This window comes from Stenotrophomonas sp. WED208, from assembly GCF_040984485.1.
GTDB classification, from domain to species: Bacteria; Pseudomonadota; Gammaproteobacteria; order Xanthomonadales; family Xanthomonadaceae; genus Stenotrophomonas; species Stenotrophomonas riyadhensis.
Window position 1 is genome coordinate 3525674 of sequence record NZ_JAZARB010000001.1, and the last position, 21839, is coordinate 3547512.

At 67.0% G+C, this 21839-nt stretch carries 22 protein-coding genes; 20 read left to right on the forward strand and 2 right to left on the reverse strand.

The annotated features are described in order from the left end of the window. Positions 1 to 29: 29 nt before the first annotated feature. Together VPH47_RS15910 and VPH47_RS15915 are read left to right on the forward strand one after the other, a co-directional pair. Positions 30 to 566, forward strand: a complete 537-nt coding sequence (locus tag VPH47_RS15910) for a hypothetical protein (RefSeq protein WP_164162000.1) — start codon at positions 30 to 32, stop codon at positions 564 to 566. A gap of 81 nt (positions 567 to 647) precedes the next feature. After that, positions 648 to 1244 (forward strand): DUF1439 domain-containing protein, encoded by a 597-nt coding sequence (locus VPH47_RS15915; RefSeq protein WP_049413438.1) that lies wholly within the window; start codon positions 648 to 650, stop codon positions 1242 to 1244. 72 nt (positions 1245 to 1316) lie between these two features. On the opposite strand, the gene VPH47_RS15920 is transcribed toward VPH47_RS15915, so the two are convergent. Beyond that, positions 1317 to 1784 carry an SET domain-containing protein gene (locus VPH47_RS15920; RefSeq protein WP_110714274.1) on the reverse strand — a complete coding sequence of 156 codons (468 nt, stop codon included), beginning with the start codon at positions 1782 to 1784 and terminating at the stop codon, positions 1317 to 1319. Positions 1785 to 1993: 209 nt separating this feature from the next. Here VPH47_RS15920 and VPH47_RS15925 point away from each other — a divergent pair, with 209 nt between their 5' ends. The 5 genes from VPH47_RS15925 to VPH47_RS15945 all read left to right on the forward strand — a co-directional run bounded on the left by VPH47_RS15925 (position 1994) and on the right by VPH47_RS15945 (position 7297). Next, a complete protein-coding gene (locus VPH47_RS15925) occupies positions 1994 to 2449 on the forward strand; it encodes an SUF system Fe-S cluster assembly regulator (protein WP_110711474.1) in 456 nt (151 codons plus the stop codon). A gap of 18 nt (positions 2450 to 2467) precedes the next feature. Then, positions 2468 to 3943: a Fe-S cluster assembly protein SufB gene (sufB, locus tag VPH47_RS15930; protein WP_010483551.1), complete on the forward strand. Its 1476-nt coding sequence runs from the start codon at positions 2468 to 2470 to the stop codon at positions 3941 to 3943. A gap of 74 nt (positions 3944 to 4017) precedes the next feature. Continuing rightward, entirely contained in the window at positions 4018 to 4782 is a 765-nt protein-coding gene (sufC, locus tag VPH47_RS15935; protein WP_110711472.1) for a Fe-S cluster assembly ATPase SufC, read from the forward strand. Continuing rightward, positions 4782 to 6044 carry a Fe-S cluster assembly protein SufD gene (gene sufD, locus VPH47_RS15940; protein WP_368851236.1) on the forward strand — a complete coding sequence of 421 codons (1263 nt, stop codon included), beginning with the start codon at positions 4782 to 4784 and terminating at the stop codon, positions 6042 to 6044. The genes sufC and sufD overlap by 1 nt, the downstream gene beginning before the upstream one ends. After that, entirely contained in the window at positions 6041 to 7297 is a 1257-nt protein-coding gene (locus VPH47_RS15945) for a cysteine desulfurase (RefSeq protein WP_368851237.1), read from the forward strand. The genes sufD and VPH47_RS15945 overlap by 4 nt, the downstream gene beginning before the upstream one ends. 16 nt (positions 7298 to 7313) lie before the next feature. On the opposite strand, the gene VPH47_RS15950 is transcribed toward VPH47_RS15945, so the two are convergent. After that, on the reverse strand, positions 7314 to 7964 hold the full coding sequence (locus VPH47_RS15950; protein ID WP_368851238.1) for a transposase: 651 nt from the start codon (positions 7962 to 7964) through the stop codon (positions 7314 to 7316). A 208-nt stretch (positions 7965 to 8172) separates the two neighbouring features. Here VPH47_RS15950 and VPH47_RS15955 point away from each other — a divergent pair, with 208 nt between their 5' ends. The 13 genes from VPH47_RS15955 (at position 8173) to VPH47_RS16015 (ending at position 21648) form a co-directional block, all read left to right on the forward strand. Then, positions 8173 to 8712, forward strand: coding sequence for a GNAT family N-acetyltransferase (locus VPH47_RS15955; protein ID WP_153856451.1), 540 nt, complete (start codon positions 8173 to 8175; stop codon positions 8710 to 8712). Continuing rightward, entirely contained in the window at positions 8709 to 9041 is a 333-nt protein-coding gene (locus VPH47_RS15960) for a non-heme iron oxygenase ferredoxin subunit (protein ID WP_180854105.1), read from the forward strand. Before VPH47_RS15955 ends, VPH47_RS15960 begins: the two co-directional genes overlap by 4 nt. 203 nt (positions 9042 to 9244) lie before the next feature. Then, positions 9245 to 9649 (forward strand): hypothetical protein, encoded by a 405-nt coding sequence (locus VPH47_RS15965; RefSeq protein ID WP_368851239.1) that lies wholly within the window; start codon positions 9245 to 9247, stop codon positions 9647 to 9649. Positions 9650 to 9801: 152 nt separating this feature from the next. After that, the gene (locus tag VPH47_RS15970; protein ID WP_368851240.1) at positions 9802 to 12090 is read left to right on the forward strand and encodes a TonB-dependent receptor; all 2289 of its coding nucleotides are present in this window, start codon (positions 9802 to 9804) and stop codon (positions 12088 to 12090) included. Between the two features lie 68 nt (positions 12091 to 12158). After that, the gene (locus VPH47_RS15975) at positions 12159 to 12878 is read left to right on the forward strand and encodes a tetratricopeptide repeat protein (protein ID WP_368851241.1); all 720 of its coding nucleotides are present in this window, start codon (positions 12159 to 12161) and stop codon (positions 12876 to 12878) included. A gap of 10 nt (positions 12879 to 12888) precedes the next feature. Beyond that, entirely contained in the window at positions 12889 to 13566 is a 678-nt protein-coding gene (locus VPH47_RS15980) for a Fe2+-dependent dioxygenase (RefSeq protein WP_368851242.1), read from the forward strand. 164 nt (positions 13567 to 13730) lie between these two features. Continuing rightward, the gene (locus VPH47_RS15985; protein WP_368851243.1) at positions 13731 to 14132 is read left to right on the forward strand and encodes a hypothetical protein; all 402 of its coding nucleotides are present in this window, start codon (positions 13731 to 13733) and stop codon (positions 14130 to 14132) included. 145 nt (positions 14133 to 14277) lie between these two features. Further along, positions 14278 to 16698 carry a TonB-dependent receptor gene (locus VPH47_RS15990; RefSeq protein WP_368851244.1) on the forward strand — a complete coding sequence of 807 codons (2421 nt, stop codon included), beginning with the start codon at positions 14278 to 14280 and terminating at the stop codon, positions 16696 to 16698. Positions 16699 to 16906: 208 nt separating this feature from the next. Then, positions 16907 to 17545: a PepSY-associated TM helix domain-containing protein gene (locus VPH47_RS15995; protein ID WP_071228079.1), complete on the forward strand. Its 639-nt coding sequence runs from the start codon at positions 16907 to 16909 to the stop codon at positions 17543 to 17545. A gap of 30 nt (positions 17546 to 17575) precedes the next feature. Beyond that, positions 17576 to 18094 (forward strand): DUF2271 domain-containing protein, encoded by a 519-nt coding sequence (locus VPH47_RS16000; RefSeq protein ID WP_004147429.1) that lies wholly within the window; start codon positions 17576 to 17578, stop codon positions 18092 to 18094. A 122-nt stretch (positions 18095 to 18216) separates the two neighbouring features. Further along, complete coding sequence (locus VPH47_RS16005) at positions 18217 to 19020, forward strand: DUF4198 domain-containing protein (RefSeq protein ID WP_368851245.1); 804 nt, start codon at positions 18217 to 18219, stop codon at positions 19018 to 19020. A 55-nt stretch (positions 19021 to 19075) separates the two neighbouring features. Next, positions 19076 to 20047, forward strand: a complete 972-nt coding sequence (locus VPH47_RS16010) for an FAD:protein FMN transferase (RefSeq protein WP_368851246.1) — start codon at positions 19076 to 19078, stop codon at positions 20045 to 20047. Continuing rightward, positions 20044 to 21648 carry a sulfite reductase subunit alpha gene (locus VPH47_RS16015; RefSeq protein WP_368851247.1) on the forward strand — a complete coding sequence of 535 codons (1605 nt, stop codon included), beginning with the start codon at positions 20044 to 20046 and terminating at the stop codon, positions 21646 to 21648. Before VPH47_RS16010 ends, VPH47_RS16015 begins: the two co-directional genes overlap by 4 nt. Positions 21649 to 21839 lie beyond the last annotated feature (191 nt).

Consider the following 21839-nt stretch of genomic DNA (forward strand, 5'->3'; position numbering starts at 1 on the left):
CTTCACGTCGCCTCGGGGAGGAGGCAGGCATGCGCAGGTTCCTGTTGCTGATTTCGCCACTGGTGTTGCTGGGCTGTTCCCGGCCGGCAGCGCAATCGGATCCAACACCGGCCCCGCCCCCCGCAGCCGCCAGCGCGGAGGTACAGGCCAACGCGGAAACCGCCACATCCGCCCTGCAATCACCGACGGTCGATCCGCTGTTTGCTGCAGTGGACACCGACGCCGCCCCCCCTTCGGTGATGCTCAACCGCTACGTGATCGCGCTGCTCAACCGCGACCGCGGCACCAGCGACGCCGCCTGGGCATTCCCGCCCGCCGATCCGCGGCACGCAGACGATGCCGTCCTGCGCCAGCTGCAGGACCTGCGCACGCTGCGCCTGGACAGCGAGCCCCCGATCGCACGCGACGACCAGCAGCCCCCCCGGCTGCTGGAGGTACCGGTGCGGATCCGCGCGGTCACCACACAAGGCACCTTCCGCTTTGGCGGCTGGTACCGCGTGCAACCCAGCCGCGACGGTCGCGCCTGGCAGATCCAGTCGGCGCAACTGCGCCCGTCGCTGGACTGAACCGTTGCAGCGGCATGCACGCGCGATTCAGCCGGCACGGCTACTCTTTGATTCGTCCATTCATATCCACCGGTCACCGCCATGCGCCTGCGTTCCCTGATGACCCGCCTTGCCGCCTCCACCGTGCTGATCGCCGCTGCGATCGGCGCGCAGGCCGCCCCTTCCATCTCCGGCCGCGAACTGTCGGTCGGTGCCAGTGACGTGCAGCAGTACCTCGATGGCAGCTTCCCACGCACGCAGGACGCCCTCGGCGGCCTGATCGCGCTGACCATGAGCCATCCACAGCTGAGCCTTCCGGCCGGCGAGCGGCTGAACCTGGGCATGGATGTTGCTCTGGCCACCGCTGGTGGCAACCCGTCCAAGCTGGGAACGGTGAAGCTCAGCAGCGGCCTGCGCTATGACGCGCAGACCCAGGGCTTCCACCTGCAGCAGCCCAGCGTGGATGACTTCACCCCGGCCAACCAGGGCGGTCGCCTCGATTCGCGCACCCGCGGCCTGCTCAATGCCTGGCTGAGCGACTACGCCCAGCGCGAACCGATCTACAAGCTGGACCCGGCCGTGGCCGGCCTGCTCGGCGCCCTGCAGGTACAGTCGGCACAGGTGAAGAACGGCAAGCTGGTGGTCACCTTCAACCAGAACCTGGGCAATCTGGTGCCGGCAGGCGTACTGGGTAAATAAGGCAGTGCCGGCCGCTGGCCGGCACGCTTTTCACATGTGTGCCGGCCAGCGGCCGGCACTACCCGCTGTGGGTCAGCGCTTGGGCTGCAGCATGGTGCCGGTGCACTTGGGCGAGCCGCAGCGGCACTCCCAGATCTTCTTCAGCTTGGCGGTGTGACGCTCGGCCAGGGTGATGCCGTAGTTGTAGGTCAGCTCCTCGCCGGCCTTGATATCGCGCACTGCCTCGATGAACACCTTGTCGCCCCGGCTGTCGCCGTCCTCGTCTTCCTCGATCACCGCCTCACAGTTCGGGTCGCAGCTGTGGTTGATCCAGCGCGCGTCATTGCCCTTGTAGTTGGCATCGATCACCCAGTCGTCGTTGAGGGTGAACAGGAAGGTATGGCCACTTTCGACGTCGCCGCTGTCATCGGCATCGACGTCGCCGTGGCTGCGCAGCAGGCCCTTGTACTGGATCACGCGCTCGCCCTGCTTGATCGGGGCCACGGCGAACACGCCGTTGCCATGGATGGCGGACTTGCGGGCTTGGATCTTCTTCGGCATCGGCACGGGCTGTTTGCAGCGAATGGAACCGGGATTCTCGCCCATTCCGGGTGATTGCGAAAATCACCCCGTTGGCGCAGCATTGCGCCCTGGCAACGGCGCCGGTGTGTCCTCCCGGCCCGGCCCCAGCACCGGCTGAATGCCCGGGTTGGATGGCGGCGAATAAAAGCGTACAATTTCAGTCCGCTTTAAGAACCACTCGCATCCCCATGTTGCGCGTCACCAAACTCACCGATTACGCCACCGTCGTACTGACCGTGCTCGCCGCCCGTCCGGGCGAGGTGCTCAGTGCCACCGAGCTGGCCGAATTCACCGGTCTGGAGCCGCCCACCGTCAGCAAGGTGCTCAAGCCGCTGGCCCAGGCCGGCCTGGTTGAAGGCCTGCGCGGCGTCCGTGGCGGTTACCGGCTGACCCGCGCGGCCATCGAGATCTCGCTGTTCGAAGTGGTCGAAGCGATGGAAGGGCCGTTGGCCCTGACCGAATGCAGCCACGACCACCACCAGTGCGGCATGGCCCCCAAGTGCGGCGCGCGCAGCAGCTGGCGGTTGATCAACGACGTGGTCTCCGAGGCCCTGCGCGATGTCAGCCTCGCGCAGATCCTGCCCCCTCTCCCCCTTGTCGATGACGAACAGCGCCGCACCATCGCTGTCGACGTCGTCTCCTGATCCGTAGGCAGCCCCCCCATGGCCACCGAAACCATCGAAAACGTCGCCCACGACGACACCCCCAACCGCGAGATCCACGAGCAGCTCGGCCGCAAGTATTCGGCCGGCTTCATCACCGAGATCGAATCGGACTCCCTGCCGCCGGGTCTGGACGAGGACACCATCCGTGCCCTGTCGGCCAAGAAGGAAGAGCCGGAGTGGATGACGCAGTGGCGCCTGGACGCCTACCGCCACTTCCTGACCATGCCGATGCCGGACTGGGCCAAGCTGGAGATCGCGCCGATCGACCTGCAGGCGCTCAGCTACTACTCCGCGCCGAAGGGCCCGAAGTACGCCTCGCTGGATGACGTGCCGAAGGAGCTGCTCGACACCTACGACAAGCTGGGCGTGCCGCTGCATGAGCGCGCCAAGCTGGCCGGCGTGGCGGTGGACGCGGTGTTCGATTCGGTGTCCGTCGGTACCACCTTCCGCAAGGAACTGGCCGAGAAGGGCATCATCTTCTGCTCGATGTCCGAGGCCATCAAGGAACACCCGGAGCTGGTCCGCCAGTACCTGGGCACCGTGGTGCCGGTGGGCGACAACTATTTCGCCGCGCTCAACTCGGCGGTGTTTTCCGATGGCAGCTTCGTGTTCATTCCCAAGGGCGTGCGCTGCCCGATGGAACTGAGCACCTACTTCCGCATCAATGCCGGCCACACCGGCCAGTTCGAGCGCACCCTGATCGTGTGCGAGGACAAGGCCTACGTCTCCTACCTGGAAGGCTGCACCGCGCCGATGCGCGACGAGAACCAGCTGCACGCCGCAGTGGTCGAGCTGGTCGCCCTGGAAGACGCGGAGATCAAGTACTCCACGGTGCAGAACTGGTACCCGGGCGACGAGAACGGCGTCGGCGGCATCTACAACTTCGTCACCAAGCGTGCCGAATGCCGTGGCGCGCGCAGCAAGGTCACCTGGACCCAGGTCGAGACCGGCTCGGCGATCACCTGGAAGTACCCGTCCTGCGTGCTGCTGGGCGACGACTCGGTCGGTGAGTTCCACTCCGTGGCGCTGACCCATCACCGCCAGCAGGCCGACACCGGCACCAAGATGATCCACATCGGCAAGCGCACCAAGAGCAAGATCGTCAGCAAGGGCATCAGTGCCGGCCGTGGCCAGAACACCTACCGCGGCCTGGTGCGGGTGGACCGCAACGCCGACGGCGCGCGCAACTACACCCAGTGCGATTCGCTGCTGATCGGCAAGCAGTGCGGCGCCCACACCTTCCCCTACATCGAGGTGAAGAACCCGGGCGCCACCGTCGAGCACGAGGCCACCACCTCCAAGATCTCCGACGACCAGCTGTTCTACTGCCGCGCCCGTGGCATCAGCCAGGAAGACGCGGTGTCGATGATCGTCGACGGCTTCTGCAAGCAGGTGTTCCGCGAACTGCCGATGGAGTTCGCGGTGGAAGCCAAGAAGCTGCTGGAAGTCTCGCTGGAAGGTTCGGTGGGCTGACCGCCCGCCCCTGCCCCTCGCAAACGCATTCTCTTTACCGGCGGGCTGCGGCCCGCCCCACGGAAATCCCCACCATGCTGAAGATCGAAAACCTCCACGCCCGCATCGGCGACAAGGAAATCCTCAAGGGCCTGTCGCTGGATGTGAAGCCCGGCCAGGTGCACGCCATCATGGGCCCGAACGGCGCCGGCAAGTCCACCCTGGGCAATGTCCTGGCCGGCCGCGACGGCTACGAAGTGACCGAAGGCAGCGTGCAGTTTGAAGGCACCGACCTGCTCGAGCAGGACCCGGAAGCGCGCGCCGCCGCCGGCCTGTTCCTGGCGTTCCAGTACCCGGTGGAAATCCCGGGCGTGAACAACACCTACTTCCTGCGCGCGGCACTGAATGCCCAGCGCAAGGCGCGCGGTGAGGACGAACTCGATTCCATGCAGTTCCTCAAGCTGGTGCGCCAGAAGCTGGCCGTGCTGCACCTGAAGGATGAACTGCTGCACCGTGGCGTCAACGAAGGCTTCTCCGGTGGCGAGAAGAAGCGCAACGAGATCTTCCAGCTGGCCGTGCTGGAACCGAAGCTGGCGATCCTGGACGAAACCGATTCGGGCCTGGACATCGATGCGCTGAAGAGCGTGGCCGACGGCGTCAACGCACTGCGCGCCGCCGACCGTTCGTTCCTGGTCATTACCCATTACCAGCGCCTGCTGGACTACATCAAGCCGGACGTGGTGCACGTGCTGGCCGATGGCCGCATCGTCAAGACCGGTGGCCCGGAACTGGCACTGGAACTGGAAGCGCACGGCTACGATTTCCTCAAGGATCGCGTGGTGCGCGAGGCGGCCGTCTGATGAGCGCGCTGCTCGATTCGATGGCCCAGGCCTTCTGCGGCAGCGATGCGCGCCGCGAAGTGCTGGACGCGGCCCTGCGTGACGGCCTGCCGGCCGCCCGCAACGAAGCCTGGAAGTACACCTCGCTGCGCCAGCTGGAGCGTCGTGCGTTCGCCGCGGCACCGCTGCAGGGCCCGGCCCTGGACGCCGCGCTGCTGGAGGACATTCCGGCGCCGCGCCTGGTGTTCGTCAACGGCCGCCTGGATGCCGCGCTGAGCGACGTGCAGGGCCTGCCGGCCGGCGTGCAGTTGCAGCCGCTGTCGGCCGCACTGGCCTCCGGCGAAGACGCCGTGCGTTTCCTTGGCCGCCGCTACGAGCGCAGCGAAGAGATTTTCGCCCGCCTCAACGCCGCGCTGGCTGATGAAGGCGTAGTGCTGCGCGTGGACGAAGGCGTGCAGGTTGAGGTACCGCTGCAGCTGGTATTTGCCAGCGTCGCCGGCGATACCGACCTGGCCTGGCACCATCGCCACCTGATCGAACTGCGGGCCGGCGCCAGCCTCGGCGTGGTCGAGCACCGCTTCAGCGTGGGCGACTCCGCCCACCTGGACAACACCGTGCTGCATGCCCATGTCGCCCGCGATGCCGTGCTCAAGCACGCCCGCGTGCAGGCCGGCAGCGCGCGCCAGACCAGCTTCCTGCGCACCGACGCCGTACTGGCCCGCGACGCGCAGTACCACCGTGTCGACCTGGAACTGGGCGCCGCGCTCAGCCGCCATGAACTGAACGTCCGCCTGGAAGGCGACAACGCCCAGCTGACCGCCAACGGCGTGCTGCTCGGCAATGGCCGCCGCCATGTCGAAACCCGCCTGGGCATCGACCACATCGCGCGCGATACCGCCTGCGAACTGCTGTGGCGTGGCGTCGCCGCCAACCGCAGCCGCGTGGTGTTCCATGGTGGCATCCAGATCCGCGAAGGCGCCGACGGCACCGACGCGAACCTGTCCAACAAGAACCTGCTGCTGTCGGCCGATGCCGAGATCGACACCCAGCCGACGCTGGTGATCGACGCCGATGAAGTGAAGGCCGCGCACGGCGCGACCGTCGGCCAGCTCGATGCCAATGCGCTGTTCTACCTGCGCTCGCGCGGCCTGCCGCAGGCCCAGGCACAGGCTCTGCTCAGCGCCGCGTTCTGCCATGAACCGCTGAAGATCCTGCTCGATGCACTGCGTGCGCAGCTGGCACGCCGTCTGGACAAGGCGTTGGCCGAGGCGGGTGTGGCATGAACCTGTCCACGCCGCGCCCGATCGAAAAACGCACCGGCGCGCCCGACTGGGACCGCGTCCGCCTCGACTTCCCGCTGCTGATGCGTGAAGTGCACGGCAAGCCGCTGGTCTATTTCGACAATGCCAACACCGGCCAGAAGCCGGTGCAGGTGATCGGCGCGGTGGACGAGTTCTACCGCCGCTACAACGCCAACGTCAGCCGTGCGGTGCATGCACTGGGCAGCGAAGCCACCGATGCCTATGAAGGCGCACGCAACAAGCTGGCGCGCTTCCTCAACGTGCGCCCCAGCGACCTGGTGCTGTGCAGTGGCACCACCTTCGCCATCAATCTGGTGGCCTACTCGTGGGCGCTGCCGCGACTGAAGGCTGGTGACGTGATCCTGATCACGCGCATGGAGCACCACGCCAACATCGTGCCGTGGCAGCTGGTCGCGCAGCGTACCGGCGCCACCATCCGCGTAGCCGAGATCACCCCTGATGGCGCGCTGGACCTGGATGCGCTGCGCGCTGCGATGACCCCGGAAGTCAAGCTGCTGGCGGTCACCCATGTCTCCAACGTGCTGGGTACGGTCAATCCGGTGCGCGAGATCTGCCGTGAAGCGCGCAAGCGCGGCATCATCACCGTGGTCGATGGCTCGCAGGCCGTGCCGCACCGCAAGGTCGACGTCGCCGCGATCGGCTGCGACTTCTACGCCATCACCGGCCACAAGATGTGCGGTCCGACCGGCACCGGTGCGCTGTGGGCGCGCCGCGAGCACCTGGACGCGATGCCGCCGTTCCTCGGCGGCGGCGAGATGATCAAGGAAGTCAGCTTCGACGGCACCGTGTTCAACGATGCCCCGCACAAGTTCGAAGCCGGCACCCCGAACATCGCAGGCTTCATCGGCCTGGGCGTAGCTGCCGACTACCTGCAGCAGCTTGGCCAGGAGAACGTGGAAGCGCGCGAAGCCGAACTGCTGGCGCATTTCACCGAAGAACTGCGCCGCGTCGACGGCCTGCGCGTCATCGGCGAAGCGCCGGAGAAGGCCGCCGTGGTCTCGTTCCTGATCGACGGTGCGCATGCGCACGACCTGGCGACCCTGCTCGACCTGGAAGGCGTGGCCGTGCGATCAGGCCAGCACTGCGCGCACCCGCTGCTGCAGTACTTTGGTGTCGCCGCCACCTGCCGTGCCTCGCTGGCGTTCTACAACACGCACGCCGAGATCGAGCGCTTCATGACCGCGCTGACCAAGGTGCGCAAGCTGCTGGGCTGAGCCCGGCACATCGGGGTCAGATCCCTTTCGCATCGCGAAAGGGCTCTGACCCCATCAACGGCCCCGACAGCCGCCGCTGCGACTGCAGCGCGCCACGCATCGCCACCAGATCCCCGGCAGGAATGCCCTGCGCGATGAACTCCGCATAGCGTCTGTGCCGCTCATCCGCATCAGCAGCAATGAACTCGAATGCCGAATGCGGTACGAGCAGTGCATTTGCCCGTCCCCGTGCATTCGCGCGATAGCTCGACCAGCGATAGTCACCAGGATGAGCCACCTTCCCCGCCCGAACCGGGTTGAGCTCGATGTAGCGCTGGCAGGCCAGCAGATAGCGATCCGTATCCACCACCGTGGAGTGGAAGCGCCCCTCCCATAACGTGCCGGTGCGGCCCTGCTGACCATTCACCCGACGTACGTAGGCCCGGCTCACGGCCTGCATCATCCGCGACAGCCCGCCAGAGACATCAGGCGTCGCCAGAAGATGGACGTGATTGTCCATCAGCACATAGGCGTGAATCCGGCAGTGCTGCTGATCTGCGTGATGACACAGCAGACGCAGGTAGGCGACGCGGTCGCCATCCGTGAAGAACACGGGCTGGCGATTGTTGCCACGTTGAACGGCATGTTGCGGGTATCCGGGCGCATCGATCCTTCGGGGGCGTGGCATGAGCGTTTCCTGGGGCTGAGGGGTCAGAGCCCTTTGCTGCACAAAGGGATCTGACCCCGAGCATCTGCCGATTCCGCGCCCGTGCCAGTCGGTCCATAGCCTGCTGTTGGGTCAGTAGACGCCGGGGTCAGATCCCTTTCGCGCTGCGAAAGGGATCTGACCCTACCTCCCCATTTGCGCCCGCCCCCACCCCACCTAGAATGTGCCCATGACCACTCTGACCTTCCGTGCCGCCACGCCGGCCGACATCCCCGCCCTGATCGCCCTGGTCACCTCGGCCTACCGGGGTGACGCCAGCCGCGTTGGCTGGACCACTGAAGCCGACCTGCTGGACGGCGCCCGCATCGATGCCGAGGGCATCCAGGCCGACCTGGACCGCCCGCGCTCCACCATCCTGCTGGCCGAACGCGAGGGCCAGCTGGTGGCCTGCGCCCACGTCGCCGATGTCGACGGCAAGGGCTACTTCGGCATGTTCTCGGTCGACCCGGCCCAGCAGGGCGGCGGGGTCGGCAAGCAGATGATGGAGGCTGCCGAAGCGCATGCGGCGCGCGAATGGAACGTGCCGGTGATGCAGATGACGGTGATCGACGTGCGCGACGAGCTGATCGCTTTCTATGAACGCCGCGGCTACCAGCGCACCGGCATCAAGAAGCCGTTCCCCTATGGCGACGAACGCTTCGGTATTCCCAAGCGCGACGACCTGCGCTTCGAGATCCTGGAAAAGCCGCTGGCCGGAGCCGTCGCGTGAGCGAGGCCTGGACCTTCGTCTGCGCCGGCGCCGAACTGCTGCCGGGTGAAATGAAGAGCGTGTTCGACGAGGTGACCGGCACGCCGATCGTGGTGTTCAACCTCGACGGCGAGCTGTACGCCCTGGAAGACCAGTGCACCCATGAGGAGTTCGAGCTGTCCTCGGGGGAGTTCAACACCAGCGAAGGCAGCGTGGAATGCGTGCTGCATGGTGCGCGCTTCGACGTGCGCGACGGCCGTGCCCTGTGCGCCCCGGCCTACAGCCCTGTGCCCAAGTTCCCTGTGAAGCGCGAGCACGACGCGGTCTGGACCCGCGACGACCGCGATTGAAACGGCGTTCGGCCTGCAGGGAATGCCCTCGGACGCCCCTGCCGAAGAGCATCCACCCATGGGGCGGGTCTACCAGAGTGTCCTGAGCGGCGCCCCAGGGCCTTTCCGGGCCATCCAGATCGCCCACCCGATTGCGCATATGCGAATCATTATCGTTGATGTTATTCTACGTAACATCTTCGTAACGACATCGCCCCTGCGCCATGGCTTCGCCCGCGCCCACCGCCACGCTGTGCCAGCTCGCCCGCCAAGGGTGGCCGCTGCTCGTGGCCGTGCTGCTGACGTTGCTGCTGGGCTGGTCGGCCTTGCACGAAGGGCGTGGCAGCGATCCGGCCGCGCACGGCTGGCAGGCACACGCTGAAGATCTGCTGCAGGCGATGCCGCTGCCGCAATCGCCAGCCGACGAATGCCCGCAGCACGCCGTACCAGCACCGGAGCCTCCGTTCGATGGCGAGGGCACCTCGCCCTGCACCGGTCTGGTCCCTGCACGCGCTACTCTGGTCGCGCGTATCCCGCTGTGGCGCTCCGATGCCCTGCGCTGGCAGTTGCATGATTCCGCACTGCGGTTGAACCCCGGCCACGCTCCGCCCGCACCGCACGCCAGCTGAGGCGCCTTGCGGCCGTTGCCGTGCGCCTGATTGCGTTTCCTGCCAGCCGAGCATGGCTCGGCTCTACAGAACCCACTTCCCGCCTGTCGCCGCATGCCCATCTGCGCTGGCTCGCCCTCGCCATTTCCCGATCCAAGCCACTACCTACAGCCATGACCCACATCACGTCCCGCAAGCACGCTCCGCGCGTTTCCCTGCTCGCCACCGCCACCCTGGCCGCCGGCTTCGCACCGCTGGCCGCCCAGGCCGCCGACAGCGCCGACGGCTCCCGCAAGGCCACCGACCTGGACAAGGTGCAGGTACGCGGCAGCTGGTTCAATCCGTCCTCGCCGAAGTTCACCGCCGAGCTGCTGGACACCCCGAAGTCGGTGTCGATCGTGTCGGAGAAGCTGATCGCCGAAACCGGTGCGACCAACCTGCAGGATGCGCTGCGCATGGTGCCGGGCATCACCTTCGGCGCCGGCGAAGGCGGCAACCCGACCGGCGACCGCCCCTTCATCCGTGGCTTCGATTCGCAGAGCAACATCTTCGTCGACGGCCTGCGCGACGTCGGCTCGCAGACCCGCGAGATCTTCGACCTGGAGCAGGTGGAAGTGGTCAAGGGCCCGAGCTCGGCCTACGGCGGCCGTGACTCCGGTGGTGGCAGCCTGAACCTGGTGAGCAAGACGCCGAAGCTGAAGAACGAAACCAGCGCCAGCATGGGCATCGGCACCGACAGCTACGCGCGCGGCACCGTGGACGCCAACTACGTGCTGGGCGATGGCATCGCCGCCCGCCTGAACCTGATGAAGCACGAGTCGGACATCGCCGGCCGTGACGCTGCCAATGTCAGCCGCTGGGGCATCGCACCGTCGATCGCGTTCGGCCTGAACGGCCCGGCGCAGCTGATCGCCAGCCACTACCACATGCAGAGCGATGACCTGCCGGACGCGGGTGGCTTCCCGTATGGCAACCCGAACGGTGCACCGCCCTCGAAGTGGGTCGATGGCCGCCCGATGGTCCCGGACCGCAACAACTACTACGGCCTGGTCGACCGTGACTTCCAGCGCACCCGTGCCGACATCAGCACCCTGGATGCCAGCTACGACTTCGGCGGCCACAAGCTGCGCAACATCGCGCGTCTGGGCAACACCAGCAATGATTACCTGTGGACCCAGCCGGACGACAGCCAGGGCAACCCGAACAACTACGGCACCTTGTGGCGCCGTACCAACACCCGTGCCGTCGACGTCAAGAGCTTCGCCGACCAGCTGGGCCTGACCGGCGCCTTCCAGACCGGCGCGCTCAAGCACAGCTACAGCGCTGGCGTGGAATACAGCGACGAGAAGATGACTCGCGGCAGCTACCTGATGACGCCGGGCACCAGCAACCCGCTGACCGGCAACAGCAAGTGCCCGACCACGGGCGCGGCCACCGGCTACAACTGCACCGACTTCGCCAACCCGAACCCACGCGATCCGTGGGCGGCCACCCATTCGGTGTACCGCAGCGACAAGGCGCTGGACGTCGAGCAGCGCACCAAGACCAAGTCGGCCTACCTGTTCGACACCATCGAGCTCAATGCACAGTGGAGCTTCAACGTCGGCCTGCGCTACGACGACTACTCCGCAACGCTGACCACGCCGGTGCAGGGCAAGGCCCCGACCCGTGCGCGCAACGACAACGACTTCCTGAACTATCAGGCCGGCGTCGTCTTCAAGCCGATGGCCAACGGCAGCATCTACCTGTCGTACGGCACCTCCTCGACTCCGCCGGGCATGGATGGCGGCGATGGCGCGGACGGCCTCAACGAAGGCATCGCCAACCTCAAGCCGCAGGATACGAAGAACCTCGAACTGGGTACCAAATGGGACCTGTTCAACAACCGTCTGAACCTGACCGCTGCGATCTTCCACACCGTGCTGAACAACGCGCGCGTGGCCGTCGACAACGGCAACAACCAGAACGCCGGCAAGAAGGAAATCAATGGCTTCGAGCTGGGCTTCAACGGACAGCTGACCGACGCCTGGAGCCTGTACGGCGGCTACACCTATCTGGACTCGGAACTGAAGGACAACGGCTTCGTCTGTGGTGCACCGGTGGGCCGCACCTGCCCGTCCAACGTCTACGTGCCGTCGCCGAACAACGGCAACGAGTTCCCGAACACCGCCAAGCACAGCGCCAACCTGTGGACCACCTACCGCTTCCCGATCGGCCTGACCGTCGGCGCCGGCGCGTTCTACTCGGACAAGCAGTACGGTGACGTTGCCAACACCAAGTGGATCCCGAGCTACACCCGCTTCGACGCGATGGCCAGCTACGCGATCCAGGACAACATCAGCCTGCAGCTCAACGTGCAGAACCTGACCGACAAGACCTACTTCACCAAGGCCTATGCCTCGCACTACGCGAGCATCGCCCCGGGTCGCTCTGCCACGCTGGCACTGAACGTGAAGTTCTGATGTAACTCCGCTCCACCACGGCGGCAGGGTCTCCTGCCGCCGTTTTTGTTTCCGGCGATACTCACTCCATGGTTACCCGTACTCCCATCGACAGCGACGCCCTGGCCGAACTGCTGCAGCACGAACCGGCAGCGGCGTTCGCGCACGTTCGCGATGCCGCGCAGGCCGGTCAGGTCGACGCACAACTGCTGCTCGCGCAGATGCACATGGAAGGCAAAGGCACCACACAAGACGCCTCGGCGGCACTGCTCTGGTACGAAACCGCCGCCAACAACGGCGCGCCGATGGCGATGAACATGCTGGGCCGCTGCCACGAACTGGGCCAGGGCACCGCGCCCGATCCCACGCTGGCCGCGGTGTGGTACCGGCGCGCGGCGGACACCGGGCTGGACTGGGGCCTGTACAACCTGGCCAACCTGCTGGCCACCGGCCGCGGCGTGACGCAGGACCGCGCACAGGCACTGGCCCTGTATACCCGTGCCGCACACCTGGGCCATGCCAAATCGATGAACCTGCTGGCCCGCCACCTCGAAGACGGGCTGGATACCGCACCCGATCCGCAGGCGGCGCTCGCCTGGTACCAACGCGCCGCCGAAGCCGGTGATTTCCGCGGCCAGGCCAACTACGCCTCGATCCTGCTGCAGGCCGGCCAGATCGAACAGGCCGTGCACTGGCTGCGGCTCGCACTGGCGCACGGCAGCCCGGCGTTCATGGCGCACATCGTGCCGGAACTGGCCGCGTCGCCGCATCCACAGGTGCGCGCCCTGGTCGCACCGCTGTCCCTCTGAGGAGTCCCGCATGCTACTGCACATCCCCGACATTCTCAGCGCCGACCAGGTGGCCGATTTCCGTCGCCGCCTCGACGCCGCCGACTGGACCGATGGCCGCGAAACCGTGGGCCACCTGGGCGCACAGGCCAAGCACAACCAGCAGCTGCCCGAGGCCTCGCCGCTGCGCCGCGAACTGGGCGAAATCGTCCTTGTCGCGCTGGCCCGGCACCCGCTGTTCTTCAGCGCGGCGCTGCCGCTGAAGTACCTGCCGCCGCGCTTCAACCGCTACAGCGGTGGCGGCACCTATGGCTTCCACGTCGATGGTGCGGTGATGAACCTGGCCAACGGCGAGCAGCTGCGCTCGGACATCTCCTGCACCCTGTTCCTGTCCGCGCCCGAGGAGTACGAGGGCGGCGAGCTGATCATCAGCGATACCTACGGCGAGCACGAGGTAAAGCTGCCGGCCGGCGACCTGATCGTGTATCCGTCCAGCAGCCTGCACCAGGTGCGGCCGGTCACCCGCGGCGCGCGCGTGGCCTCGTTCTTCTGGGTGCAGAGCATGATCCGCGACGACGTGCAGCGGCGCCTGCTGTGGGAAATGGATGGCTCGATCGAGCGTCTGCGGCAGACCGGCGGCGACGCCGAGGCGGTGCTGCAGCTGACCGGCGTGTACCACAACCTGCTGCGGCGCTGGAGCGAAGTCTGAGCCCCACCGGGCCGCCCTGCGACATTTTGGCAATCATTCTCATTTGCAACGGCTAACAGCTCTCATTACAATCACGCCCCGTTGATGCCGGCCGCTGCCGGCAGACCCCTGGGGACCCCCGCTTGCTGCGCCCGCTTCGCCCTCGTCCACTCATCCATCGCAAGATGGGCACCGCCATGCGCGGCCAGCGTCCTGCGCTGGCCAGCCTGCTGGCGTGGGTGGCGATGCTGGGCTTGCTGCTGGGCACCCTGCCGCTGCTGCCGCACGCCCAGGCCGGAATGGCCGTGCAGATGCCGCTGGAAGAACGCGGTGGCGAAGGCCCCCTGCAGGAAGAGGCACCGGCCAAGCTGCGCCGCTGTGTTGCGGCTCCGGTGAAATCCACCGAGAAGGCACGTCCGCCGTTGCTGCTGGCGAGCCAATGGCTGCGCACTGAACTCGAACTCGTACCCGCCACGCCGGCCATGCCCGGCGTGCGCCCGGACTGGCCGCTGGCCGCTCCGGACACGCCCTGGGCCGATGCGCCCGGGCGTCGCCAGCAACGCGGCCAGGCGCCGCCGCTCGCCTGATCCACGGCCCGACGTGACCGCCTGCGCGGTCGCGCCTGTACGCCGCTGCCTGCTTCATCCCTGCCGCCCCTGACCGGGCCTTCCGTGCCTGCCGCGCCCTTCGCGCACGGCGTCGCACCACCCTGCATCCTTCGAGGTAACTGCCATGGCCCAGCGCCATCGTGTCCGTTCGTCCCTGTCCCGCCCCCTGCTGACCAGCGCCGTGCTGGTGGCGCTGTCCGCCCCTGCCTTCGCCCATGGTGACGCCTCCGGCGCTCCGCAGACCCTGGACAAGGTGGTGGTCACCGCCTCCGGCTTCGAGCAGAAGGTGGTCGACGCCCCGGCCAGCATCAGCGTGGTCAGCCGCGAAGAACTCAGCAAGCGCCCCTACACCAACCTGGTCGACGCGCTGCGCGACGTCGAAGGCATCGACGTCGGCCTGGAAGCCAGCGACAAGAACGGCCGCGCCACCATCTCGATGCGTGGCCTGCCCTCCGAATACACGCTGGTGCTGATCGATGGCCGCCGCCAGAGCAATGTCGGCCAGCTGTATCCGAACAACTTCGGCGGTGGCCAGTTCGCCTACCTGCCGCCGCTGGATGCCATCGAGCGCATCGAAGTGGTGCGCGGCCCGATGTCCACGTTGTACGGTTCGGATGCAATGGGCGGCGTGATCAACATCATCACCCGTCGCAACCAGGACAGCTGGCACGGCGCACTCACCCAGGGCTTCACCGTGCAGCAGGACGATCAGTTCGGCGATGCACGCACCACCGACGTCTACCTCAGCGGCCCGCTGCTGAAGGACCGCCTGAGTCTGGCAGTACGCGGCAGCTACTACGACGCCAAGGCCTCCAATCCGGAGTGGGATGCACTGACCCTGCCCGACGGCAGCCTGTGGGAGCGCAGCATCGGCTTCGGCGGCGGTGGCAAGTCGGTGGCCAACACCAACTTGAACACCGGCGTACGCCTGGACTTCCACGTCAACGATGACCACGAACTGTGGCTGGACTACGACGTGTCGCGGCAGAAGTACGACAACAGCGAGGGCCAGACCGGCACCCTCGACAGCCTGGCCAGCCTGTGGCGCGTCGGCAATGCGGTCATCCCCAATCCGAACGGCAGCGGCACCGTCACCCGCCGCGTTGTGCAGCCGCGCGTGGGCTACACCGCCTACCAGCGCTACGAGCGCGACCAGCTGTCGCTGACCCACCAGGGCCGCTACAGCTTCGGCACCTGGCAGACCTCGTTGACCCACAGCAAGAGCAGCAACCTGGGCCGCTCGCTGCCGCTGACCCTGGACGAACGCGCCAACCTGCAGACCCTGTGGAACGACGTCTGCCGCCGCACCGGCGGCGCCAACAACTGCGCGGCCGGCCGTGGCAATGCACTGGCCGCCCTCAACCCGAGTGAGATGGCACGCCTGCAGGCATTCCTGCCGCGTCCGCTGCGCACCATGGAGCTGGAAGGCTACGTGCTCGACACCATGCTCGACCTCGACTTCGGCGCGCACAAGCTGACCGTCGGCGGCCAGTACAACGACACCGACATGATCGACGGCGTGTTCGGCATGGATGGCGCCGGCTACCGCAGCAACACCAAGCAGAAGCACCGCATGTGGGCGCTGTTCGCCGAGGACAACTGGTCGCTGACCGACACTCTCACCGCCACCTTCGGCCTGCGCTACGACGACCACAACGTGTTCGGCAGCCATGTCAGCCCGCGCGGCTACCTGGTGTGGAACGCCACTGACGCCTGGACCTTCAAGGGTGGCGTCAGCACCGGCTACAAGACGCCGCGTCCCGACCAGCTGTTCCCGGGCATCACCGGCTTCGGTGGCCAGGGCGTGCTGCCGCTGGTGGGTTCGCCGAACCTGAAGCCTGAAACCAGCACCAACTACGAGCTGGCCGCGTACTACGAAGGCCAGCGCTGGGGCTTCAATGTCACCGGCTTCTTCAACAAGTTCGAAGACAAGATCGCCAGCGGTGGCACGTTCCCGAACTGCGAAGTGGCCCGCGCCGGCAGCGGTTACTGCGTGGACATCGGCCCGGGCTGGGCGGCACTGGGCTACAGCACCTTCACCCAGAGCGTGAACATCGACAAGGCCGAGACCCGCGGCGCAGAACTGGCCGGTCATGTCGACCTGCTCGACAACCTGCAGCTGCGCGGCAACTACACGTGGACCAAGAGCGAGCAGACCAGCGGCCCCGACAAGGGACGCCCGATCTCTGGCACCACGCCGGCAAAGCACATGGCCAACGCCAGCCTCAACTGGCAGATCAACGAAGCGATCAGCCTGTCGCTGATCGGCGAAGGCCGCTACGACCGCTATCGCGACACCCTCATCGACAGTGCCGGCGCCCGCCACGTGCGCTATTACGAGGACTACACGATCTTCCATCTCGGTGGCAGCTGGAAGGCCACGCCGTGGCTGACGGTCAACGCGCGGGTCAACAACCTGTTCGACAAGGACTTCGTTTCGCAGTCGTGCCTGCTGCTCAATCCCAGCGAGTTCAGCTGCGTGGACGACTACGCGACCAAGGACCAGCGCCGCAGCTACTGGATTTCGTTGAACGCGAAGTTCTGATCTCTGCGCCCTGCCCTGGCGGGTGCCGACCTTGGTCGGCACCGCTCCATCCACGCATGGCGTGGATCTACTGATCCGTGGGATTGCCGGCCAGTCGGTAGTGCCGACCGCTGGCCGGCAATCCCCCAGGGATACAGAACGATACGCAATTGCGAGCTATTCTCATCAATGATGTAATGGGCAGTCCCCGTCCGCCTCGAACCGTGCCGTGAGCCGTCCTGCCTCTTCCACCGTGCAGCAGCAACAGAACCGTGGCTTCTGGCTGCGGACGCTGCACCAGTGGCACTGGATCAGCTCGGCGGTCTGCCTGATCGGCATGCTGCTGTTTGCGGTGACCGGCCTGACCCTCAACCATGCCGCGAAGATCGAGGCCAAGCCCGAGGTGCAGAACCAGCATCTGGAACTGCCGGCCGCGCTGCTGGGCCAGCTGGGCACGCGCGAGGATGGCAACGCGCCGATCCCGCGCCCGGCCCGGCAATGGCTGGACACGCAGCTGGGCATCGCCATCGGCGGGCGCCCGGCCGAGTGGTCGGCTGAAGAGATCTACCTGTCACTGCCACGCCCGGGTGGCGACGCCTGGCTGAGCATCGATCGCGCGACCGGCGCGGTGGAGTACGAATCAACCTCGCGCGGCGCGGTGTCCTACCTCAACGACCTGCACAAGGGCCGCAACGCGGGCCCGGCGTGGGGCTGGTTCCTGGATCTGTTCGCCGTGGCCTGCCTGGTGTTCTGCATCACCGGCCTGTTCCTGCTTCACCTGCATGCACGGCAGCGGCGCATGACCTGGCCGCTGGTCGGCCTCGGCCTGATGATCCCGCTGCTGATCGCCCTGCTGCTGATCCACTGACTTTCCTTCGTTCGTTTCCGGAGCCGCCCCATGCGCGTCACCCTGACCATCGCCCTCAGCGGCCTGCTGGCCACCTCGCCGGCCTATGCCACCACCCTCGACATCAACGTCGAAGTGCCCAAGCTCAACGTGGCCGAGTACCACCGCCCGTACGTGGCGGTGTGGCTGGAAGGCGCCGACCAGAAGGTCGCGGCCAACCTGTCGGTCTGGTACCAGCAGACCAGCAACAGCGAAGGCCACGGCACCAAGTGGCTGCCGGACCTGCGCCAGTGGTGGCGCAAGAGCGGCCGCACCCTGCAGGTGCCGGTGGACGGCGTGACCGGCCCGACCCGCCCGGCCGGCAAGCACGCGCTGTCGTTCAACGACAAGCAGCCGGCGCTGAAGCAGCTGGCTCCGGGCAACTACACCCTGGTGGTGGAAGCGGTGCGCGAAGTCGGCGGCCGTGAACTGCTGAAGATCCCCTTCACCTGGCCGGCCACCGCCGCGCAGAACGGCAAGGCGCAGGGCGCCACCGAACTGGGCCAGGTCACCCTCGCCGTCAAACCTTAACCGCCTGACCCGGGGTCGGATCCCTTCCGCAGGAAGGGCTCTGACCCCATCGCCCTATCCCCCGGGGTCAGAGCCCTTTCCGATGGAAAGGGATCCGCCCCCTTCCAACTGGAGTCTTCCGCATGAAGCGCACGCTCGTCCTCGCCGCCGCTCTGGCCGCTGCCCTTCCCTTCTCCGCCCTGGCCCACAAGGCCTGGCTGCTGCCCTCGCAGACCGTGATCGCCGGCAATGCGCCGTGGATCACCGTCGACGGTGCGGTCTCCAACGACCTGTTCTATTTCAACCACGTGCCGCTGCGCCTGGAGTCGCTGGTGATCACCGCGCCGGACGGCAGCACCGTGCAGCCGCAGAACGCGTCCACCGGCAAGTACCGCAGCGTGTTCGATGTCGAGCTGAAGCAGCCGGGCACCTACCGCATCGCGTCGGTCAATGACGGCCTGTTCGCCACCTACGAGCAGAACGGCGAGCGCAAGCGCTGGCGCGGCAGCGTGGCTACCTTCGGCGAACTGCCCAAGGATGCGAAGAAGCTGGAAGTGAGCCAGTCGGTCGGCCGCGTGGAGACCTTCGTCACCAACGGCGCCCCGAACGACACCGCGCTGAAGCCGACCAACCGTGGTATCGAGCTGGTCGCCGTCGGCCACCCGAACGATCTGTTCGCCGGTGAGGAAGCCACCTTCCGCGTGCTGGTCGACGGCAAGCCGACCGCCGGCCTGGAGTTCGAGATCGTGCGTGGCGCCACCCGCTACCGCAACGCGCAGGACGAGCTGAAGGTCACCAGCGATGCCAAGGGCGAGATCAGGGTGACCTGGCCGGAAGCCGGCATGTACTGGCTGGAGACCGGCACCGAAGACAACAAGACCTCGGTGAAGCAGGCCGCCAAGCGCCGCCTGAGCTACGTCGCCACGCTGGAAGTGCTGCCGCAGTAATGACGTGGACCGCGATGCCGGGCACGCCCCGGCATCGCGCCTGCAGCACACCACCATGACCGATTCCCTGCTCGACATCGCCCGCCTCGGTGGCACCACCATGGGCACCACCTGGAGCGTGTCGCTGGTCGCGTCGCGCCAGCGCGACCTGCACCCGCTGCATGCTGGCATCCAGGCGCGGCTGGACGAGGTGGTCGCGCAGATGAGCACCTGGGAGCGTGGTTCGGATCTGAGTCGCTACAACCGCGCCGACGCCGGCCAATGGTGCGTGCTGCCGGCCGAAACCCGTCACGTTCTGGCCTGCGCACAGGCCATCGCTTCCGCCAGTGGCGGCGCCTTCGATCCCACCATCGGTCCGCTGGTTGCACTGTGGGGCTTCGGGGCACATGCCGGCGAACGCCGCCAGCCCGACGACGCTACCCTGCAGGCCACGCGTGATCACTGCGGTTGGCAGCGCCTGCAGTGGCAGGACGATGCGCTGCTGCAACCGGGTGGACTGGAACTGGATCTCTCTGCGATCGCCAAGGGCTTCGGCGTCGATCACGTGGCCGCCTGGTTGCGTGGACAAGGCATCACTGCCGCGCTGATCGAAGTCGGCGGCGAACTGGCCGGCTACGGCCGCAAACCGGACGGCCAGCCGTGGCGCGTGCTGGTGGAATCCGCACCCGAAGAAGACGTGCACACCGATACCCCGCCACGGGTGCTGGCGCTGGACGGCAAGGCGGTGGCCACCTCCGGTGATCGCTGGCACCAGTACCAGGCCGATGGCGAGGCCTACAGTCACAGCCTGGACCCGCGCTCGGGCAGACCGGTGCGGCAGGTTGCAGCGGCGGTCACGGTGGTAACCGACGACGCCATGCACGCCGATGCATGGGCCACCGCACTGACCGTACTCGGTCGCGAACAGGGCATGGCACTGGCCGAGCGCGAAGGACTGGCTGCGCGCTACCTGCAGCGTGCGGCAGACGGCCCGCAGGAATTCCTCAGCAGCGCCTTCCAGCGCCTGCTCGACGAGCAGGACGCATGAGCGCACGTCCATCGCGCGCCTGGCTCGGCAACGCACTGGTTCTGCTCCTGCTGGCAGCGATCGGCTGGGCACTGCTTCGCCTGCATCTCGGCGAAGCGTGGTGGCGGGGCGCACCACCGGCGCGGCACTCGCAGATCGCGGTGCTCGCCACGGTGCTGTATGCGCTGGCCTGCGCGGCACTGTGGTGGCGTGGGCGCCCGCGCGACGACGCCGCAACCGGAGACACCGCGCCCATCCTGCTGGTCTGGTCCAGCCAGACCGGCTTCGCCCGCGAACTGGCCGAACGCAGCGCCGAGGCCCTGCGCGGTGCCGGCGTGCCAGTGCGCGTGCGCGGGCTGCATGAGGTGGATGCAGCACTGCTGGCTTCCAGCCAGCGCGCGCTGTTCATTGCCAGCACCACCGGCGAAGGCGATCCACCCGACCACGCCCTGCCGTTCCTGCGCGGAGTGATGGCCACCCCGCCCCCGCTGCAGCACCTGCACTACGGGGTGCTCGCGCTGGGCGACCGCAGCTATGGCCACTTCTGCGGATTCGGCCACCAGCTGGACACTTGGCTGCGCCAACACGGCGCGCATCCGCTGTTCGACGCCATCGAGGTCGACAACGCCGATCCGGCAGCGTTGCGTCATTGGCAACAGTTGCTGGGACAACTCGGCGGTAACGCCAGCGAACTGCCCGACTGGAGTCCGGCCGAGTACCAGCCGTGGACGCTGCTGCAACGCGAGCATTTGAACCCGGGCAGCCCCGGTGGTCCGGTGTACTGGTTGCGCCTGCAGCCCCCGGCCGATGCAAATGCGCAGTGGCAGGCCGGTGACATCGCCGAGATCGGCCCGCAGCACGCATCGCACACCGTGCGTGCCTGGCTGGATGCACAACGCTTCGACGCGGACACCGTGCTGGATGATGGGCAGACGTTGCTGGCCCGTGTCGCGCGCTCGCACCTGCCCTCATTGGTTCCCCCGGGTGATCTGCCTGCCTTGCTGGCGACCCTGCAACCGCTGCCGCATCGCGAGTATTCCATCGCCTCGGTCATGGCCGACGGTGCGGTTGAGCTGCTGCTGCGCCGCCAGCTGCGCGCTGACGGTACACCCGGCATTGGCAGCGGCTGGCTGTGCGACCACGCTGCCATCGGCGAACCGGTACAGCTGCGTCTGCGCCGCAACGACAATTTCCACGGCTTGGCCGCCGACGTGCCGCTGCTGCTGATCGGCAACGGCACCGGCATCGCCGGCCTGCGCGCGCATCTGCACGAACGCGTACGCAGTGGCGCACGCCGCACCTGGCTGCTGTTCGGTGAGCGCACCGCCGCGCATGACTTCCACTTCGGTGAAGAACTGCAGGCGATGCTGGCCGACGGCACGCTGGTGCGGTTGGATGCAGTGTTCAGCCGCGATGGCGGTGCGCACCGCTATGTGCAGGACCGGCTGCTGGCCGAAGCGGCAACGCTACGCCAGTGGGTGGATGAAGGCGCCACGATCCTGGTCTGCGGCAGCCTGCAGGGTATGGCCCCGGCGGTGGATGCAGTGATCGAGCAGGTGCTGGGTACCGCGGGCAAGGAAGCGCTGTTGCTGGCCGGTCGTTACCGGCGCGATGTGTATTGAGGCCACCGCATCCTGGTGGGTGCGAACCGATTCTTGGTGGGTGCGAACCGCTTTCTGGTGGGTGCGAACCTTGGTTCGCACCGTGACGCGGCATCGGTGGCCGCATCCACGCATGGCGTGGATCTACAACGGCGTGTCCAGGCATGGTGGCAACCGCATTTGCAGTAGATCCACGCCATGCGTGGATAGTG

What these genes read in the sequence shown, in the direction of transcription:
- VPH47_RS15910 (WP_164162000.1), top strand. Translation starts at nt 30, where the DNA reads ATGCGCAGGTTCCTGTTGCTGATTTCGCCACTGGTGTTGCTGGGCTGT.
- VPH47_RS15915 (WP_049413438.1), top strand. Translation starts at nt 648, where the DNA reads ATGCGCCTGCGTTCCCTGATGACCCGCCTTGCCGCCTCCACCGTGCTG.
- VPH47_RS15920 (WP_110714274.1), bottom strand. Translation starts at nt 1,784, where the DNA reads ATGCCGAAGAAGATCCAAGCCCGCAAGTCCGCCATCCATGGCAACGGC.
- VPH47_RS15925 (WP_110711474.1), top strand. Translation starts at nt 1,994, where the DNA reads ATGTTGCGCGTCACCAAACTCACCGATTACGCCACCGTCGTACTGACC.
- sufB (WP_010483551.1), top strand. Translation starts at nt 2,468, where the DNA reads ATGGCCACCGAAACCATCGAAAACGTCGCCCACGACGACACCCCCAAC.
- sufC (WP_110711472.1), top strand. Translation starts at nt 4,018, where the DNA reads ATGCTGAAGATCGAAAACCTCCACGCCCGCATCGGCGACAAGGAAATC.
- sufD (WP_368851236.1), top strand. Translation starts at nt 4,782, where the DNA reads ATGAGCGCGCTGCTCGATTCGATGGCCCAGGCCTTCTGCGGCAGCGAT.
- VPH47_RS15945 (WP_368851237.1), top strand. Translation starts at nt 6,041, where the DNA reads ATGAACCTGTCCACGCCGCGCCCGATCGAAAAACGCACCGGCGCGCCC.
- VPH47_RS15950 (WP_368851238.1), bottom strand. Translation starts at nt 7,964, where the DNA reads ATGCCACGCCCCCGAAGGATCGATGCGCCCGGATACCCGCAACATGCC.
- VPH47_RS15955 (WP_153856451.1), top strand. Translation starts at nt 8,173, where the DNA reads ATGACCACTCTGACCTTCCGTGCCGCCACGCCGGCCGACATCCCCGCC.
- VPH47_RS15965 (WP_368851239.1), top strand. Translation starts at nt 9,245, where the DNA reads ATGGCTTCGCCCGCGCCCACCGCCACGCTGTGCCAGCTCGCCCGCCAA.
- VPH47_RS15970 (WP_368851240.1), top strand. Translation starts at nt 9,802, where the DNA reads ATGACCCACATCACGTCCCGCAAGCACGCTCCGCGCGTTTCCCTGCTC.
- VPH47_RS15975 (WP_368851241.1), top strand. Translation starts at nt 12,159, where the DNA reads ATGGTTACCCGTACTCCCATCGACAGCGACGCCCTGGCCGAACTGCTG.
- VPH47_RS15980 (WP_368851242.1), top strand. Translation starts at nt 12,889, where the DNA reads ATGCTACTGCACATCCCCGACATTCTCAGCGCCGACCAGGTGGCCGAT.
- VPH47_RS15985 (WP_368851243.1), top strand. Translation starts at nt 13,731, where the DNA reads ATGGGCACCGCCATGCGCGGCCAGCGTCCTGCGCTGGCCAGCCTGCTG.
- VPH47_RS15990 (WP_368851244.1), top strand. Translation starts at nt 14,278, where the DNA reads ATGGCCCAGCGCCATCGTGTCCGTTCGTCCCTGTCCCGCCCCCTGCTG.
- VPH47_RS16000 (WP_004147429.1), top strand. Translation starts at nt 17,576, where the DNA reads ATGCGCGTCACCCTGACCATCGCCCTCAGCGGCCTGCTGGCCACCTCG.
- VPH47_RS16005 (WP_368851245.1), top strand. Translation starts at nt 18,217, where the DNA reads ATGAAGCGCACGCTCGTCCTCGCCGCCGCTCTGGCCGCTGCCCTTCCC.
- VPH47_RS16010 (WP_368851246.1), top strand. Translation starts at nt 19,076, where the DNA reads ATGACCGATTCCCTGCTCGACATCGCCCGCCTCGGTGGCACCACCATG.
- VPH47_RS16015 (WP_368851247.1), top strand. Translation starts at nt 20,044, where the DNA reads ATGAGCGCACGTCCATCGCGCGCCTGGCTCGGCAACGCACTGGTTCTG.